Genomic DNA, 17,366 nt, shown 5'->3' on the forward strand with positions numbered 1-17,366 from the left:
GACGCGGTGTGGGAGCTGCTGCAGTCCGACGCGGTGGTCTACGTGTGCGGCAACGCCGCGACCATGGCCCCCGGGGTCCGCGCCGCGCTGGCCGAGGTGTTCCGCGCCAAGACCGCCACCAGCGAGGCCGACGCGCAGGCCCGGTTCGCCGGGCTGCGCGCCGGCGGGCGCTACCTCGAGGACATCTGGGGCGAGAACGCTGTCGTGTGAACCCGCGCCCGGCGGGGACGGTCCCTGGTGGTGGTCCGTCTCCGCAGCGGCGAGGATGGACCACCATGGCGACGACCATCTTCAGCGAGATGTCGGCTCTGGCCGCCGAGTACGACGCGATCAATCTCGGGCAGGGGTTCCCGGACACCCCCGGGCCGCAGGAGGTCGTCGACGCGGCCGTCGCCGCGATGCGTCGGGGCCTCAACCAGTACCCGCCGGCGATCGGCGTGCCCGCGCTGCGCGAGGCGATCTGCGCCCACCAGCGGCGCTTCTACGGGATCGAGCTCGACCCGGCGTCGCAGGTCGTGGTGTGCGCGGGGGCGTCGGAGGCGCTCTCGTCGGCGCTGATGGCGCTGGTCGCCCCGGGCGACGAGGTGATCGCGCTCGAGCCGTTCTACGACCTCTACGCGGCCACCGGCGCGCTCGTCGGGGCCTCGCTGGTGCCGGTGCGCATCTCGGCGCCGGACTACCGCCTCGACCCGGACCTGCTGCGGGCGGCGGTCACCGGGAAGACGAAGGTCATCCTGCTCAACTCGCCGCACAACCCGACCGGGGCGGTGCTCTCACGGGCCGAGCTGGAGGACGTGGCCGCGGTGGCCCGCGAGCACGACCTGCTGGTGATCACCGACGAGGTCTACGAACATCTCCTGTTCGACGACGGGGACGGCACAGCGCACATCCCCATTTCTTCTCTGCCGGGCATGGCGGAGCGGACCGTCACGGTCTCCTCGGCCGGCAAGACGTTCTCGGTGACCGGCTGGAAGATCGGCTGGGCGACCGGGCCGGCGGAGCTGATCGAGCGGGTGCTGAACGTCAAGCAGTGGTTCTCGTTCGCCTCCGGCACCCCGCTGCAGCACGCGGTGGTGGTCGGCCTGGGGCTGCCCGACGAGCGGTTCGCGCTGCTCGGGCGGGAGCTGGCGCGCAAGCGGGACATCCTCACCGAGGGGCTGCGCGAGCTGGGCATGGAGGTCTACCACTCCAAGGCCACCTACTTCGTCACCGCCGACATCGCGCCGCTCGGGGAGACCGACTCGCTCGAGTTCTGCCGCGCGCTGCCGGCCCGCGTGGGCGTCGCCGCGGTGCCGAACCAGGTCTTCCACGCGTCCCCGGAGGGCGTCGAGACCCAGGTCCGGTTCGCCTGCTGCAAGCGCGACGAGGTGCTGGCCGACGCCCTGCTGCGGTTGCGGAAACTGTAGGCGGCAGCGCGGCCACCCCCGGTCGGAGATCGTGGGGAAGCGGACTAGTGTCTCTTTTTCCGGTTCGGCCGGCGAACCCGAAGGTGGCCCGTGGTGCTGCGCATCGCTGTTCCTGACCGTGGCGCGGTGGCGGCCGCCGCCCGGGCCCTTCTCGACGCCACCGGCTACGGCACCTCGCCGGCCAGCCTGCTCACCGGCCCGACGCTGCTCGGCGCCCCGGTGAAGGTCTTCGCGCTGCCCGAGCGCGACATCCCGATGTACGCGGCCGAGGGCGGCCTGCACCTCGCGATCACCGGTTCGCTCACCGTCGACGAGGCGTCGGTGACGGTCCCGGTGGTGCTCGACCTCGACGTCGGGCCTCACGAGCTCGCGCTGTTCTCCTCCGACCCGAACGTCCGCACCGAGGGAGACCTGCACGGCGCGCGGATCGCGACGCCGCTGCCGAACCTGGTGCGCCGCCACCTCGCGATGTCGGCGATCGCCGCGCACCGGGTGATCCCGCTCGACCCGACCGAGCACGCCGTCGCCCTCGGCATCGCGGACGCCGTGGCCGCCGTCGTCGACCCCCGCGTCGCGCACTGCGGGCCGCTGCGCACGATGCACCGGCTCGGCGGCGTCCGGGTGGGCCGCCTCGTCGTCGTCGAGGGCCGGACCCCGCGCGACGACGTGACGCGCCTGGTGAAGACGCAGGTCCTGGCGCGGCTGCGCGCCGCCGGGACCGCGAGCGGCACCGTGCTGCTCCAGTACGACTGCCCCACGGTCCTGGTCGAGGAGACCACCGGGCTCGTGACCTCCACCCGGCCCCCGGAGGTCAGCCCGCTGACCTCGGGGTGGAACACGGTGCGGTTGCTCGTCGAGCATGACCGGACCGAGGGGCTCGTCGAACGGCTGCTCGACCTCGGCTGCCGCGAGGTCATCACGTTCGTCCCCCGCGACCACCGCGTCGGGCGTCGCGCCCCGGGGGACGTCGCGCGGGCACCGGCCGCCGAGACGTTGCCCGCTCCGCGCGGCCTCCCGCCCCACCCGTCGGCCGCCCGGCGGCGATGACCGAGGAGCCGCTGCCGCGGCTAGCGTGGCCGGATGGGCGGACGGGTGGTCGTGGTCGGCGGCGGGCCGGGTGGGGTGCTGCTGACCTACCTGCTGGCCCGCGGCGGCGTCGAGGTGACCCTGCTCGAGGGGCGGCACGACTTCGCGCGGCGCTTCCGCGGCGACACCCTCGCGCCCGGTGTGCTGGAGTACCTCGACGACCTCGGCCTCGCCCGCGACCTGCTCGCAGAGGTCCCGTACACCCGCTCCGAGGCCTTCCGCTGGCACACCCCGGGGAAGACGTACGAGCTCGTCGACTACCGGGGGGCGAGCGAACGGTTCCCCTTCTACGCGCTCATGCCGCAGGCGCGGTTCCTGCCGTGGCTGGCCGGACGCGCCGAGGCGTACGGCGCGACGGTCGCGATGGGGGCGCGGTTCTCGGCACTCGTCCGCGACGGCGCCGGCCGGGTCTGCGGCGTGGAGTACACCGTCGACGCCGTGGGACACCGGATCGAGGCTGCTCTCGTCGTCGGGTCCGACGGCCGGTCGTCGAAGGTCCGCGGCGCCGCCGGGATCGAGGCGACGGAGCTGGGCGCGAGCCTGGACCTGCTCTGGTTCGCGGTGGAGCGGCACGACGACGACCCGGCCTACTCCGGGCTCGACCTGTTCGCCCGGCCCGGCGGGACGATCGCGCTGCTGGACCAGGGTGCGAGGCCAGATGAAGGGTCTCAGTGGCAGGTGGGCTGGTCGATCCCGGCGGGGACGTACCCGGAGGTGCGCGCGGGCGGCGTCGGGCCGCTCGTCGACGCCGTCGCCGCGGTGCTCCCGTGGCTCGCGCCGCGGCTGCGGGCGGCGCTGACGTCGGTGAACGACCTGACGCTGCTGCCGGTGCGGATCACGACGACGGACTCCTGGTCACGGCCAGGCGTGGTCCTGCTCGGGGACGCGGCGCACGTGGTGTCACCGGTCGGGGGGAACGGGATCAACCTGGCGCTCGCCGACGCGGCGGAGCTCGCGAACCAGCTGGTGGGGCCGCTGCGCGACGGGGCCGGGCCCGACGAGGTCGACGCCGCCGCGGCCCGGCTCGAGGCCGTGCGCCGGCCGGGCGTGGACGCCGAGCAGCGCCGGCAGGTCCGCACCGAGCAGGCGGCGGCCAAGCGCAACGCGTCGGGGGTGGTGGGGCCGCCGCCGGTCCTGCGGGTGCTGTCGGCGATTCCCGTGTTCCGGCGGCTGGCGGGGCGGCGGGTCGGGGTGCGGGTGCCCGCCCCCGTGCCGGTGATCGCGGTGGGCTGACGCCGTGTGCGTGTGTTTCCGTGCCCAGAGACGGAAACGCACGCACACGGCGTCAGCCCAACCCGAGCGTGCTGGCCCCGTGCGTCGGCTCGCCCCCGCGCAGCGTGGCCACCACCTCGGTGGCGCCGATGCGCTCCGGCGCCACGCGCGTGACGTCGTCGCCGAGCACGACGAGGTCGGCCAGCATCCCGGGGGCCAGGGTCCCGCGACGGTCCTCGTCGCCGGCGACCCACGCGGTGTCGACGGTCAGCGAGCGCAGCGCGGTGACGGCGTCGACACGCTCGTCGGGACCGATGAGGCGTCCCGACGACGAGCGCCGCTCGACCATCGCCTGCATCGTGCGCAGCGGGTGCCCATCGGCCACGCACGGCCGGTCGGACGACGACGGCACGCGGACCCCGGCCCGCAGGAACGAGGCGTGCCGGTAGAGCAGGTCGGCGCGTTCCTCGCCGACCGCCGCGACCATCGAATCGCCGATCTCGGGCAGGAAGCGGGCCTGTGGCACCGGGGTGACGCCGAGCGCGGCGAAGCGGCGCACCTCGGCGTCGGTGACCACCCCGGCGTGCTCGATGCGGTGCCGGACCTCGGGGCGCGGCAGGCGCACCTGGGCGTCGGCGAACGCGTCGAGGGCGGCGGCCACCGCGCGGTCGCCGATGGCGTGGGCCGCGACCGTCCAGCCCGCGAGGTGGGCTCCGACGACCATCACGTGCATGTGGTCCGGGTCGTCCTGGAAGTAGCCGGCGTGGTCGCGGTCGACGAACGGCGCCGCCATCGCCGCGGTCCGGGAACTGAGCGCGCCGTCGAAAAAGATCTTCATGGGGCCGAGGCGCAGGTCGTCGTCGCCGAAGCCGGTCCGCACACCGAGGTCGAGCGACACCCCGTCGCCGCCGGGCACCGCGTGCAGCACGGCGTCGACGGGCATGACGACGACCCGCTGGCGTAGCACCCCCCGCTCACGGGCCTCCTGGTAGGCGGCGAGCTCGTGGGGCGTGCGCCCCATGAACCCGCCGGCGATCCCGCACTCCGTCACGTGCGTGAGCCCCTGCGCGGCGTAGACCCGTGAGGCCCGGTCCAGCGCGTCGACGACGTCGTCCTGCGCGAACGGCCGCAGCAGGTCCGCGATCAGGGGCTGCGCGGCCTCCTCGACGACGCCGGTGGGCACGCCGTCGTCGTCGAGCACCACCTTCCCGCCCTCGGGCACCGGCACCGGCCCCCGGCGGCCGGACGCGTCGAGGATCCCGGCCCGGCGCAGCGCCTCGCTCGAGCCGGCGCACACGTGTCCGGAGCGGTGCTGCAGCCGCACGGGGCGCCCGCCGGCCGCCCGGTCGAGCACCGCGTGGTGCGGGGAGCCGCCGAGGACGACGTCGTCGTAGCCGGCCCCCACGACGAACGCGTCCGCGGGCAGCTCGGCGGCGCGGGCGGCGACGGCGTCGTAGACCTCGTCGAGGGTGGTTGCGCGGGAGAGGTCGATCTCGCCGAGGGTCTGGCCGAACCAGGCCATGTGCGCGTCGCCGAGGCCGGGCACGACGGTCGCGCCGCCGCACCCGGCGCGGCGTCGTGCGGTCACGCCGGCCGGGAGGTCGTCGTCGTCGAGCACCGCGAGCACCCGACCCTGGTGGACGGCCAGCCCGCGCCCGCGCCGGCCGACGCCCTCGCCGTCGAGGGTGAGCACGTCGGCGTCGTGGACGTGGAGATCGATCTGCACGGCGGCGGCCTCCGGTCGCGAAACGGTGACCCCGGGATTCGACCGAAGGGCACCTCCGCTCGGCAAGGACGGGGCGGGGGAGCCCTTCGCCGGAATCCGCCGCGCCGGACCGGGATCGAGCGACGGGCACCTCTGGTCGATCTACTCGACCGGAGGTGCCCCTCGCTCAGATGCCGGCGGGGTGCTCAGCGGCGGCGCCGCACCGTCGCGAGCAGCGCCCCGCCCCCGACCACGACCGCCGCGCCGGCCAACACCCACCGCGGGTCCACCGAGGCGAGCGTGGCGGGGGCGACGACGGCGAGGGCGGCCACCGCGAGGCAGACCAGGCCGACGAGCATCGCGAGCGGGTCGAACCGGCGGCGTGGCAGCTCCTCGGCCGGAGGCGCGGTGGCCAGGGCGGCGTCCGCGTGGACGGTGTAGGGCTGGCCGGGGGTGTGCCAGGACGCGGGCGCGTCGACCGGCTCGTCGTGATCAGCCACGGCGCACCGCCACGTCGCCCGCGCCGCTGTGGGCGGTCAGGTCGATGACGGGCCCGCCCGGGCCGTCGGGCCCGAGGTCGACGCGACCGTTCACGCCGGAGGTCGCGCCGAGGCAGTCCACGCTGCCGAGGCCGGTCCCGCAGCTCACCGTGACGTCGGCGGTCGCGGGGACCCGGACCGTGACGTCCCCGGCGCCGCTCTCGACCATCGTGCGGATCGGCGGTGCGCCCGGCGTCACGGCGAGCCGGGTCAGGTCGAGATCGATGTCGCCGAGCCCGGTGCGGTAGTCCGGGGCGACCGCGGCGGCCAGCGTCGGGGTCGCGGTGAGGTCACCCGCACCCTGCCCGCCCCCGGAGCCCGGACCCGCCCACGGCGGGCCGAACCCGGGCTGGGTGATCGCGAGCGACCCGAGCACGGTGAGGATGACCAGCGGGACCGCCGCGACCACGAGCCCCCGGCGGGGGCGCCGCGGCGCGATCGACCCGAGGACCAGACCGAGCCCGACGACGGCGAGCGCGGCCGCCGGGATCCAGACGGGGGTCACCCCGGGCAGCCCGACGAGCAGGGCGGCCCCGGCCAGGCCGGCCGCCACCAGCGCCAGCGCCAGCGTGACCGGGGTGAGCACCGACCGCGGGCCGCGCACCGGCTTCCCGACGACGGGGTGCGGGTGCGGCTCGGCGGGCAGGCTCCACCCCCGCGGAGCCGCGCCGAGCGGGTCCCAGGCGACCGGGAGCTCGTCGTCGTGACCCTCCGCCGCGGTGGGACCCGGGACCTCGGCGGTCCACGGCAGCGTCCCCGGCGTGCCGGGCACCCCGAGGTCGGCCCGCGCGGTGTGCACGAGGTAGAGCGCCAGGCCCGCCAGGGCGAGTGCGACGAGCGTGACGACCCGTCCGGAGAACGCCGGGATCAGCGTGGCCGCGCCGACGATCACCGTCGCGACCACCACGATCACCGGCGGACCGGGACGGTGCCCGGCGCGGGCCGATCTCGCCCCCGCGGCGCGGTCGCGACGGGGCGGATCGGCCGGATCGGGCGGGAGCACCAGCCAACCGACCAGGTAGAGCAGGAGCCCACCCCCGACGATCGCCCACACCACGAACGCGACCCGCACGAGCGTCGGGTACAGGTCGTAACGGCGGGCGATCGCCCCGGCGACCCCCGCGATCCTGCTGTCCTCCCCACGGCGGGCCGGTCGCGTCTCCCAGGCCGAGCGCACGACCCCCGCGACGTCGGTCCCCGCCCGCGCGCGGTCACCGCGCTGTGTTCCGGCCGGCCCGCTCATGGGCTCCATCCTCTCCGCTGGCGTGGCGCCGGGGTACGTCCGGCGTCGTCTGGGATCAAGCGTCGTGGAGCGGGCGGGCGGGGGCGTCCGGGTGCTCCCCGGTGTTCCCCCTCGGGGGACCCCCGGTTTTCCCGGGGTCCGCGGCCGGTCGATCCCGAGGTCCCCCGGTCCCGGGACGTGTGACGATGGCTCCGTGACCGCTCCCGAGCCGCTGCGCGACGCGGGCCCCGGCGACGCCGTCGCGGCGCCGGACCCCGCGCACCGGGTGCTGCGCCACCGCCGCGGCGCGGTCGTCGCCGGGGTGGCCGGCGGGGTCGCCGACCACCTCGGTGTGCCGGTGCTGCGGGTCCGGATCGTGCTGACGGCGCTGTGCGCCCTCGGCGGCGCCGGGGTGCTCGCCTACGGGGGGCTCTGGGCGTTCTGTCCCCTCGAGCCGGCCGGCACCGAGCGCGAGGTCGACGACCGCGACCGGCTGCGCGGTTACGGGCTCGTGGCCCTGGGGCTCGCGCTGGCCCTGGTGCTCTCCGCGGTCGGCGAGCAGGTCTCCGGCTGGGTCCTCGGCCCGCTCGGCATCGCGCTCGTCGGGGCGGCGGTGGTGTGGCGGGAGGCCGACGGCGACACCACGGACGCCGTGTCCAGGTCCCGCCGCCGCGGCCGGCCCCGGATCGTCTCCGGCCGCGGTGGGGTCTTCCGAGCGGTGCTCGGCGCGGTGCTCGTCGCCGGCGGCATCGCGATCTTCCTGGTCGGGCGACTGAACGTCGGCGCAGTGCAGTTCGGGCTGCTGGCCGCGACGGCGACGCTGGTCGGGGTCGTGGTGCTCACCGTGCCGTGGTGGATGCGCCTCGCACGCGAGCTCACCGCCGAGCGGCGCGAGCGGATCCGCTCCGAGGAGCGGGCCGAGATCGCCGCGCACCTGCACGACTCGGTGCTGCAGACGCTCGCGCTCATCCAGCGCCACACCGAGAGCGGGGACGACGAGTCGTCGGCGGTGCGCGAGGTCCGGCGCCTGGCCCGCCGTCAGGAGCGCGAGCTGCGGGAGTGGCTCTACGGCGAGCGGGAGCACCCGGCCGGGCCCGACGGCGTCGGGGAGGACGCCGCGGACCCCGCCGTCGGCCGCTGCTTCGCCGCGGCGCTGCGCGCGGCCGCCGGGGAGGTCGAGGACGCGTTCGCGGTGACCGTCGCGCCCGTCGTCGTCGGGGACGCCGCGCACGACGCGCGCACCGCCGCCCTCGTCGCCGCGGCCCGCGAGGCGATGGTCAACGCCGCCAAGCATGCCGGGGTCGACGAGATCAGCGTGTACGCCGAGGTGGAGGACCCCGACGACACGGACGGCGACGGGCAGGCCGGCACGCTCGCGGTGTTCGTCCGCGACCGCGGCTGCGGGTTCGACCCCGATGCCGTTCCAGCCGACCGCCACGGGCTCACCGACTCCGTCCGCGCCCGCGTCGAGCGCCAGGGCGGCACGGTGCGGGTGCGCACCGCGCCCGGGGAGGGCACCGAGGTGGCGCTGACCCTGCCGCGCGCGGTGCCGGCTCCCGAGACACCCGACCGCACGACGAGTGAGGTGGCATGAGCACGCCGAGCGACGATCCCGTCCGCGTCTTCATCGTCGACGACCACGCGCTCTTCCGCCGCGGCGTGCGCGCCGAGCTGGAGGGCCCCGCGGCGGCCGGGGTGACCGTCGTCGGCGAGGCGGGGTCGGTGGGTGAGGCCGTCGCGGGCATCGGGCACTACCGCCCCGACGTCGTGCTGCTCGACGTCCACATGCCCGAGGGCGGCGGGGCGGCGGTGCTGGCCCGGACCCGCGTCGAGCACCCCGAGGTCGTGTTCCTCGCCCTGTCGGTGTCGGACGCGGCCGAGGACGTCATCTCCGTCATCCGGGCCGGCGCGCGTGGCTACGTCACCAAGACCATCTCGGGGCGGGACCTCGCGGATGCGGTGCGCCGGGTGCGCGCCGGGGACCCGGTGTTCAGCCCGCGGCTGGCCGGGTTCGTCCTCGACGCGTTCGCCGACCGGCCCGGCGCCGCACCCCCGGTGGACCCCGAGGTCGACCAGCTCACCCGCCGCGAGCGCGACGTGCTGCGCCTGCTCGCCCGGGGCTACGCCTACAAGGAGATCGCGGCCGAGCTCGTCATCTCCATCAAGACGGTCGAGACCCACGTGTCGAGCGTGCTGCGCAAGACGCAGTCCTCGAACCGGCACGAGCTCTCGCGCTGGGCCTCGGACCGGCGTCTCGTATAGATGCGCTCCGCGCTCGTGAGCACTATTCCGCCCTATGAGACGGATCAGTGCTCACACGGCCGGAGGCCACCTACGAGCCCGACGGCAGCACCCGGTCCGAGTTGATCAGCCAGGCGCCGTTCGGGCCCTGGACCATGCCCAGGTCGTGGCTCTCGCGGACCGGTGAGCGGCCCTGCGGGAAGAACAGCAGCGAGGCGCGGACCGTGTCGTCGTCGACCGCGGTGGCGCTGGAGACCTGCACCGACGAGATCGTCGACCAGAACCCCTGGTAGGCCGAGTACCCGCCCGACGAGCGCTGCTGGTCGGGGCCGAGCCGGGCCCAGCCGGCGGCGGGGTTTCCGGGGACGATGCCGTAGTAGTCGCGCACCGCCGCCACCATCGCCGCGTGCGGGTCGGCGACGGCGGTGGTCGGGGCGGCGCCGACGGAGGCGCCCGTCGAGGCCGCGTCCGACCCGGTGGGGCGAGCCACGAGGAACGCGACGACGATCCCGGCGAGCAGCGCGAGCGCGAGGACCACGACGACCACGAGGGTGGTCGGCCGACCGCGTCGGGTCGACGTCGACGACGGCGCCGGGGTCGCCGGCGCAACCGCCCTCGCCTCGGTCGGGGCCGGCTGCGGACCGGAACCCCTATCGGCGTGCTGAATCATCGGGCGGGGCGGTGGCGTGCCGGGAGCGGGGCTGCGCAGCGCCTCCTTCGGCTCGGGCTCGAGGTCGAACGGGCTGCCGCGCCAGGTGGGGGTCGGGGCGGGCCGGCCGCGGCCGCCGGGCGTGACCGGGTCGGACTCGGCGGACCGCCGGGAGTCCGGGATGCGGGCGTCGGCGGCGTCGAGGTCGGCCCGTGGCCAGCCGGACGTCGAGGTGCTGTTCGAGGAGTGCGCGATCCGGCCCAGCTCGCGGCGCGCCTCGGCAGGGGTGGGGCGCTCGTCGGGGTCGGCCCGCAGCAGGCGCATGATCAGCGCCGTCAGTGGGCCCGCCTGCACCGGGGGGTTCACCGCGCCGGCCGCGACGGAGTGCAGCAGGGCGAGCGCGTTGTCGTCCGACCCGAAGGGCGGCACGCCCTCGACGGCGGCGTAGAGCGTCGCGCCGAGGGAGAACACGTCGGAGGCGAACGTCGAGTCCTCGCCGCGCGCGACCTCGGGGGCCAGGTAGGCGGGTGTGCCGGCGAGCATGCCGGTGCGGGTCAGGGTGAGGTCGCCGGTGGCGCGGGAGATGCCGAAGTCGGTGATCTTGACGGTGCCGTCGGCGCCGATGAGGACGTTCCCCGGCTTGACGTCGCGGTGCACGATGCCGGCCTGGTGCGCGGCGTCGAGGGCGTCCGCCACCTGCCGCCCGATGCGGGCCACGAGCCGCGGCTCGAGGGGGCCGTGCTCACCGAGCATCGCGGCCAGGCTGCGCGAGGGCAGGTACTCCATGACGAGCCACGGCTCGTCGCCCTCGATGGACGCGTCGAACACCGAGATCGCGTGCGGGTGCTGCAGCCGGGCCGCGATCCGCCCCTCCCGCAGCGTCCGCTGGCGCACCTCGTCGGCCTCGCGCTCATCGAGACCCTGGTTGAGGAAGACCTGCTTGACCGCGACGACACGGCCCAGACGCTCGTCGGTGCCCCGCCACACGACGCCCATCGCACCCGAGCCGATCCGCTCCTCGAGGCGATACCGCCCGGCGACGACGCGACGAGGTGTCACCGGCCTCCCTCCGCCCGAGCCTGCGGCCCCTCCGGGCCCCCTCGGGGCATCAGGGTAGAGGTCACGGCCTTCGAGGTCCCACGGTCGGGTGACGTGTGTCCCCGCGGGCGCGGCGGGGGGCCTCAGTGGCCGCCGCCGAGCAGACCCGAAGCGGTGTCGGTGACCGAGCTGACGAGGTCCTTCGAGCCGCTGCCGGAGTCACCGGAGCCCTTCGAGTCGGACGAGCTGGACGACCCGGAGTCCTTCGAGTCCGAGGAGCTGGAGGAGCCGGAGCCGGAGGAGCCGGAGGAGCCGGAGGAGCCGGAGGAGCTGGAGGAGCCGGAGTCCGAGGAGCCGGAGGAGCCGGACTTCGAGGAGCTGGAGGAGCCGGAGTCCGAGGAGCTCGAGGAGCTCGAGGAGCTGGAGTTCGAGGAGCCGGAGTCCGTCGCCTGGGTGGAGTCCGAGCTCGAGGAGCCGTCGGAGCTCGTCGACGACGAGGAGGAGCCGCCGGTCAGGCCCCCGACGAGGCCGGTGACCGTGTTCGTCGTCTTCGCCGCCGTCGAGTCGACGGTGCTCTTCGCGGCCGAGCCCGTCTCCGTCGAGGAGGACGAGTCGGACCCCGACGACGAGCTCGTGCTCGGCGCGGCGGAGGACGACGAGCCGGCGCCGCCGGTCAGGCCGCTGACGGTGCCCGCCACGGCCTGGGACGTCTTGGCCACGTAGTCGGCGGCGGTGCTGGTGGTCGTCTGGACCAGGGGCGCGGCCGGCGCCGCCGGGGACACGGCGGGCTCGGTAGGCGAGCTCGACGTGCTTGCCGGCGCCGTCGCGGCGCCGGCAGGCACGACGCCGCCGAGGGTCTTCGTCAGATCCGTCGTCGTCCCACCGATCAGGGGCAGGCCGCCGGTCACGCCGCCGGCGGCGTCCACCGTGCCGCCCACGGTGGAGCCGACGGGGGCGACGACCTTCAGGCCGACCAGGTTCGCCGGGCTGCCCGCGCCGGTCACCCCGGTGACGGCGCCACCCAGTGCGGTGCTCGCGCCGGAGACGGTGGTGCCCAGGGCGCCGCTGGCGCCGGTCACCGTGCTGCCCACGGTGCCGGTCAGGCTGGTGACGGTGCCGCCCACGGAACCCACCGTTCCCCCGACGGCGCCGGCGACCCCGCCGACCGTGCCGCCCAACGCGCCCGTCGTTCCGGTGACGAGCCCGCCGAGGGGGTCGGGCAGCACCCCGCCGAGGCCGCTGCCGATGGAGCCCACGGTGCCGCCGAGCCCGTCGCCGACGGATCCGACCGTGCCGCCCACGGAGCCCACGGCGCCGCCGAGGCCGCTGCCGACGGAGCCCACGGCGCCGCCGAGGCCGCTGCCGACCGACCCCACGGCGCCGCCGAGGCCGTCGCCCACCGACCCCACGACGCCGCCCAGGCCTCCGCCGGTGGAGCCGCCCCCCGTACCGCCGTCACCGCTCCCATTCCCGACGGGCTGCGTCGGCCCGCCGGGGAGGACGCCCCCGCCGGTGCCCGCGCCGGGCGTCGTGGTGGTTCCCCCCGCCCCCGTTCCACCGAGGACGGGTGCGGTGACGGCGGCCGCGCCGGGGAGCGACGTCGTGCCGGCCGTGGTCGGGGCGGAGAAGGCCCCGGCCAGTGCACCCCCGAGCGCTCCGCTCGGGAGACCGAGGCTCTCGGCCACGGTGCTGAAGGCGACGGTCTGCGGGGTGGCGACGACGGGGGTCCCCACGGCCCCGGTCGCGCCCGGCACCGGGGAGACGCCCAGCGGGGTGCCGTCCGGGCCGATGGCCGGGGTGTCGTCGACCGGCGGGCTCAGGGGGCCGAGGGTCGCCCCCACGACGCCGAGCGCGGTCCCGCCGACGAGCACCGCCGCCGTCGTCACGCGGGTCGCGGCCGCGCTGGGACGCAGGGCGAGCGGTGCGGCGTGCCGATGGATGCGGCCGCCCGCGGTGACGACGGCCCCGGGCGACGAGAACGAGCCGGTGTCGTCACGGAGGACCAGTTCGGAGACGGCGATCCCCGTCGTGTGCCGGGCCGGTCCGCGGCCGCGCTTGTGGGGCGCATCGGGCAGCGGGGGCAGGACCGGGTCCTCCGGCCCCGCGGTGCCCGACAGGCCCGCCCAACCGCTCAGCCTGCGCATCCGTCGATCGTCGCCATCGTGCATCGACGCCGAGATGCTCACGTCGCCACTCCCGAATGGTCAGCCCCCGCCGAACGTCCCGCTTCCTGGAGACACATGTACCCGCGGGTTCGACACGCGATGAAGCGGTGAGTGGTCGCTTGGGCCCATCGACCGTCCCCCGTCGCCGTGCGGACGTATTGCGGGCACGGAGCGTCAGAAACGACCGCCACTCGTCCGAACGACCCACACGCCGAGAAGTCACGGTCGTTCACCGCAGACAGCGCACCGCTCGGCGACGGTGAGGAGCAGTGCGATGACCGACAGTGGCCACGATCTGTGGCGGATACCGCCACTCGTCCGGCCTACGATGGTCCGGTCGGGGGAAGAACGCGCGAATCAGGCCGAGGGTGGGTTGGCGAGCCGCCGCCGGGCCGCCTGCAGCTGGTTGACCGACACGAGGCCGATGCCGCCGCCGAGCAGCAGGCCGATGACGTCGGGCGCGAGGCCGCCGCCGGTGAACAGCAGTGCGACGAGCGCCCCGAGCGTGAGACCGCCCGCCGCCGGCAGGCGCTTGCGGGCGTCCCCGGCGAGGTGGGAGGCGCCCGGCCGCTTCTTGGCGACCGACTGCAGCATCAGCAAATAGCCGCCGTAGCCCAGCGCGCCGAGCAGACCCAGGACCGCGACGATCGTCGCGATCAGGTCGATGACCGTACCCATGGAGCCAGGATGCCAGCTCGGGTGCGTGGTGGGTGTCTGCTTCGGGCCCGTGTCCGTCCCGTCCGCCCTCAGCGACCGCCGAGCTTCCCGCGGCCCAGGCGCAGCAGGAGCATCCCGAGCTCCCGGCCCTCGGCGCCGAGGTCGCGGAACCGCGCGAGTACCTGCATCTCGCGGTTGTAGACGATGCGGGGCCCGCCGGCGTTCATGCGGGCGAGCCCGATGCGCTGCGAGATCTCCGAGCGGCGCTTGATGAGGCGCAGGATCTCGGCGTCGATCGAGTCGATCTCGACGCGCAGGCCCGGGATCTCCTCCGCGGTCGCCGGCGCGAGGGCGGGGGGCTCCGCGTCGGTGCTCGTCGGGGTGTCGGTCGAGGTCGGGCTGTCGGTCACGGCGGTGGTCCTCCGAGAGGGGTCGGAGCCGTCCGGACCCCGGCACGCGAAAGCCCCGGCGTCCTCGGACTCCGGGGCGGGTGGTGGACGGCGGGTCAGTGCCGGGCGACCACGGGCACCGAGGTCCGGTACCCGTACGCAAATCGCCCGCTCGCCGACACGAGGGGGAAGCGTAGTCCCGGACGCGGGTCGACGCCACGGTCCGGGCGATCGGTCGACCCCTCCGGACCGCGCGGACGGGCCCCGGACCGTCAGGGGTGGCGGGTAGCGTGACCAGGCGATGAGTAGCACTGACACCGGTCCGGCCCGGGGGGCCCGGACGAGCGCGGCGGGCGGGCTCGCGGCACGGCTCGCGGGTGCCGCCGGCTCCACCGCGCTGCGTCGCACCGGAGGGGACCCGGCCCGGCCCGAGCCCGGCCGGGAGTCCGGCCACGCCGAGGAGAGCCTCCGGCGGGAGGAGCGGCGTCGGGAACAGGCGGAGGCGCTGCTCGAGGGGATGAACCCGCAGCAGCGGGAGGCGGTGGTGCACTCCGGGTCGCCGCTGCTCATCGTCGCGGGCGCGGGTTCCGGGAAGACGCGGGTGCTCACGCACCGGATCGCCTGGCAGCTCGCCCAGGGCGCGCACCCCGGGCAGATCCTGGCGATCACGTTCACCAACAAGGCCGCCGCCGAGATGCGCGAGCGCGTCGCCGCCCTCGTCGGACGGCGGGCGAACGCGATGTGGGTGTCGACCTTCCACTCGATGTGCGTGCGCATCCTGCGCCGGGAGTACAAGCACCTCGAGCTGTCGAGCACCTTCTCGATCTACGACGCGGACGACTCCCGGCGTCTGGTCGCCACGATCACCAAGCAGCTCGACCTCGACCCCAAGCGCTACCCGCCCCGCGGGCTGCTCGGGCAGATCTCGGCGTGGAAGAACGAGCTGACCGACCCGGTCACGGCGGCCGACGCCGCGGGCAACGACTACGAGCGGCGCTGCGCAGAGGTGTACGCCGCCTACCAGCAGCGACTGCAGTCCTCGAACTCGCTGGACTTCGACGACCTCATCGGCCGCACCGTCGACCTGCTCACGCGGTTCCCCGACGTCGCCGAGCACTACCGGCGCCGCTTCCGCCACGTGCTCGTCGACGAGTACCAGGACACCAACCACGCGCAGTACGCGCTGGTCCGCGCCCTCGCCTCGGGCTCGGAGGACGGCGCCACCCCGCCCGCCGAGCTGTGCGTGGTCGGCGACGCCGACCAGTCGATCTACGCGTTCCGCGGCGCCACGATCCGCAACATCATCGAGTTCGAGCGCGACTACCCCGACGCGCGCACCATCCTGCTGGAGCAGAACTACCGCTCCACGCAGATGATCCTCACCGCCGCGAACGGGGTGATCGCCCGCAACCAGGACCGCCGGGACAAGCGGCTGTGGACCGACCAGGGCGACGGCGAGAAGGTCGTCGGCTACGTCGCCGACAACGAGCACGACGAGGCCGCCTTCGTCGCCGCCGAGATCGACCGGCTGGTCGACGCCGGGGACGTCCGGTTCGGCGAGGTGGCGGTCTTCTACCGGACGAACGCCCAGTCGCGCGTGTTCGAGGACGTGTTCGTGCGGCTCGGGATGCCCTACAAGATCGTCGGTGGGGTGCGGTTCTACGAGCGTCGCGAGGTCCGCGACGCGCTGGCCTACCTCAAGGTGCTCTCCAACCCCGAGGACACCGTCTCCCTGCGGCGCATCCTCAACGTCCCCAAGCGCGGGATCGGTGACCGCGCGGAGGCCGTCGTCGCCGACCACGCCGAGCGTGAGCACGTCACCTTCGCCGCCGCGCTGCGCCGGGCCGCGGCGGGCGAGGTCCACGGGCTCGCCACCCGCTCGCAGCGGAACATCGCCGACTTCGTCGAGATGATGGACGCGCTCGCGGTCGGCGTCGCCGGCGGCGAGGAGGTCGCCGACACCGTCGACGCGGTGCTCGACAAGACCGGCTACCGCGCCGAGCTGGAGCACTCCGAGGACCCCCAGGAGCAGTCGCGTCTGGAGAACCTGACCGAGCTCGTCAGCGTCGCGCGGGAGTTCGTGGGCGACGCGCGCGCCAACGCGGCGATCGCGGAGGAGGCGACGACGGACGGCGCGGCGGAGGTGCCGGCCGGGGTCGTGACCGACGGCGACGGGCCCGAGCCGGGCTCGCTCGAGGCCTTCCTCGAGCGGGTCTCGCTGGTCGCGGACGCCGACTCGATCCCCGACGGCGGCGACGGCGTCGTCACCCTCATGACGCTGCACACCGCGAAGGGCCTGGAGTTCCCGGTCGTCTTCCTCACCGGGTGGGAGGACGGCGTGTTCCCGCACCAGCGGGCGCTGGCCGACCCCACGGAGCTCTCCGAGGAGCGGCGGCTGGCCTACGTCGGGATCACCCGCGCCCAGCAGCGGCTCTACGTCTCCCGGGCGCTCATGCGGTCGGCGTTCGGCCAGCCCCAGGCCAACCCGCCGTCGCGGTTCCTCGACGAACTGCCCGACGACGTCGTCGACTGGCGGCGCAGCGGCCCGGAGCGTGCGGCCCCCAGCGCGCGGACCAGCTTCGGCTCGGGCCGCAGCTGGGGGCGAGACCTCACCGGGTCGCCGTCGCGGCCCTCGCCCATGCGGTCGTCGTCGGGGTCGGGCGCGCCGGCGCTGCAGCTCGAGGTCGGCGACCGCGTGAGCCACGACAAGTACGGGCTCGGTCTCGTGACGGTGGTCGACGGCGTCGGGTCGAAGCAGACCGCGACGATCGACTTCGGGTCGGCGGGGAGGGTGCGGCTCATGCTCATCGGTGGCGTGCCGATGCAGAAGCTCTGACCCGCGTGATGCGCGGCACCTACCAGAACTCGGCGCTGTTCGACCCGAAGAAGGCCTGGCCCCGCTTCCACCGCACCGTCGAGTTCGTCGGCACCCGGACCTTCGGCAGCACCGCCGAGATCGAGGCCGCCGCGGGCCGCGTGCGCCGGCTGCACGCGACGCTGCGGGGGTACGACACCGACACCGGCACCGGCACCGACTTCCGCCTCGACCTCCCGGGA

General features: G+C 75.4%; 15 protein-coding genes. 7 read left to right on the plus strand and 8 right to left on the minus strand.

The window, feature by feature from the left end:
- The 4 genes from VGH76_RS04815 to VGH76_RS04830 form a co-directional block, all read left to right on the plus strand.
- Positions 1–210: hypothetical protein (locus tag VGH76_RS04815; protein ID WP_331555478.1), on the plus strand; the 210-nt coding region annotated here is incomplete at its 5' end.
- 65 nt (positions 211–275) lie between these two features.
- Complete coding sequence (locus VGH76_RS04820; RefSeq protein ID WP_331555479.1) at positions 276–1,406, plus strand: aminotransferase class I/II-fold pyridoxal phosphate-dependent enzyme; 1,131 nt, start codon at positions 276–278, stop codon at positions 1,404–1,406.
- A 90-nt stretch (positions 1,407–1,496) separates the two neighbouring features.
- Positions 1,497–2,453 carry a hypothetical protein gene (locus VGH76_RS04825; protein ID WP_331555480.1) on the plus strand — a complete coding sequence of 319 codons (957 nt, stop codon included), beginning with the start codon at positions 1,497–1,499 and terminating at the stop codon, positions 2,451–2,453.
- A gap of 33 nt (positions 2,454–2,486) precedes the next feature.
- Positions 2,487–3,725 (plus strand): FAD-dependent monooxygenase, encoded by a 1,239-nt coding sequence (locus tag VGH76_RS04830; protein WP_331555481.1) that lies wholly within the window; start codon positions 2,487–2,489, stop codon positions 3,723–3,725.
- A 52-nt stretch (positions 3,726–3,777) separates the two neighbouring features.
- On the opposite strand, the gene VGH76_RS04835 is transcribed toward VGH76_RS04830, so the two are convergent.
- From VGH76_RS04835 to VGH76_RS04845, 3 genes are all read right to left on the minus strand, one after another.
- On the minus strand, positions 3,778–5,430 hold the full coding sequence (locus VGH76_RS04835; RefSeq protein WP_331555482.1) for an amidohydrolase: 1,653 nt from the start codon (positions 5,428–5,430) through the stop codon (positions 3,778–3,780).
- A gap of 185 nt (positions 5,431–5,615) precedes the next feature.
- Positions 5,616–5,909 carry a hypothetical protein gene (locus VGH76_RS04840; protein WP_331555483.1) on the minus strand — a complete coding sequence of 98 codons (294 nt, stop codon included), beginning with the start codon at positions 5,907–5,909 and terminating at the stop codon, positions 5,616–5,618.
- The gene (locus VGH76_RS04845; protein WP_331555484.1) at positions 5,902–7,191 is read right to left on the minus strand and encodes a PspC domain-containing protein; all 1,290 of its coding nucleotides are present in this window, start codon (positions 7,189–7,191) and stop codon (positions 5,902–5,904) included. Before VGH76_RS04845 ends, VGH76_RS04840 begins: the two co-directional genes overlap by 8 nt.
- Positions 7,192–7,384: 193 nt before the next feature.
- Here VGH76_RS04845 and VGH76_RS04850 point away from each other — a divergent pair, with 193 nt between their 5' ends.
- Both VGH76_RS04850 and VGH76_RS04855 read left to right on the plus strand, forming a co-directional pair.
- Positions 7,385–8,764, plus strand: a complete 1,380-nt coding sequence (locus tag VGH76_RS04850) for a PspC domain-containing protein (protein WP_331555485.1) — start codon at positions 7,385–7,387, stop codon at positions 8,762–8,764.
- On the plus strand, positions 8,761–9,432 hold the full coding sequence (locus tag VGH76_RS04855; RefSeq protein ID WP_331555486.1) for a response regulator transcription factor: 672 nt from the start codon (positions 8,761–8,763) through the stop codon (positions 9,430–9,432). Before VGH76_RS04850 ends, VGH76_RS04855 begins: the two co-directional genes overlap by 4 nt.
- Positions 9,433–9,502: 70 nt before the next feature.
- Here VGH76_RS04855 and VGH76_RS04860 read toward each other — a convergent pair whose 3' ends face one another.
- The 4 genes from VGH76_RS04860 to VGH76_RS04875 all read right to left on the minus strand — a co-directional run bounded on the left by VGH76_RS04860 (position 9,503) and on the right by VGH76_RS04875 (position 14,330).
- Positions 9,503–11,119, minus strand: a complete 1,617-nt coding sequence (locus VGH76_RS04860) for a serine/threonine-protein kinase (RefSeq protein ID WP_331555487.1) — start codon at positions 11,117–11,119, stop codon at positions 9,503–9,505.
- Positions 11,120–11,241: 122 nt separating this feature from the next.
- Positions 11,242–13,242: a hypothetical protein gene (locus VGH76_RS04865; protein ID WP_331555488.1), complete on the minus strand. Its 2,001-nt coding sequence runs from the start codon at positions 13,240–13,242 to the stop codon at positions 11,242–11,244.
- A 378-nt stretch (positions 13,243–13,620) separates the two neighbouring features.
- Entirely contained in the window at positions 13,621–13,941 is a 321-nt protein-coding gene (locus tag VGH76_RS04870; protein WP_331555489.1) for a hypothetical protein, read from the minus strand.
- 68 nt (positions 13,942–14,009) lie between these two features.
- Entirely contained in the window at positions 14,010–14,330 is a 321-nt protein-coding gene (locus tag VGH76_RS04875) for a chorismate mutase (RefSeq protein ID WP_331555490.1), read from the minus strand.
- Between the two features lie 280 nt (positions 14,331–14,610).
- Here VGH76_RS04875 and pcrA point away from each other — a divergent pair, with 280 nt between their 5' ends.
- Positions 14,611–17,145, plus strand: a complete 2,535-nt coding sequence (gene pcrA, locus VGH76_RS04880) for a DNA helicase PcrA (protein ID WP_331555491.1) — start codon at positions 14,611–14,613, stop codon at positions 17,143–17,145.
- Positions 17,146–17,164: 19 nt separating this feature from the next.
- Here pcrA and VGH76_RS04885 read toward each other — a convergent pair whose 3' ends face one another.
- A complete protein-coding gene (locus VGH76_RS04885; RefSeq protein WP_331555523.1) occupies positions 17,165–17,341 on the minus strand; it encodes a hypothetical protein in 177 nt (58 codons plus the stop codon).
- Positions 17,342–17,366 lie beyond the last annotated feature (25 nt).

Source organism: Actinomycetospora sp. (genome assembly GCF_036497585.1).
Classification (GTDB): domain Bacteria; phylum Actinomycetota; class Actinomycetes; order Mycobacteriales; family Pseudonocardiaceae; genus Actinomycetospora.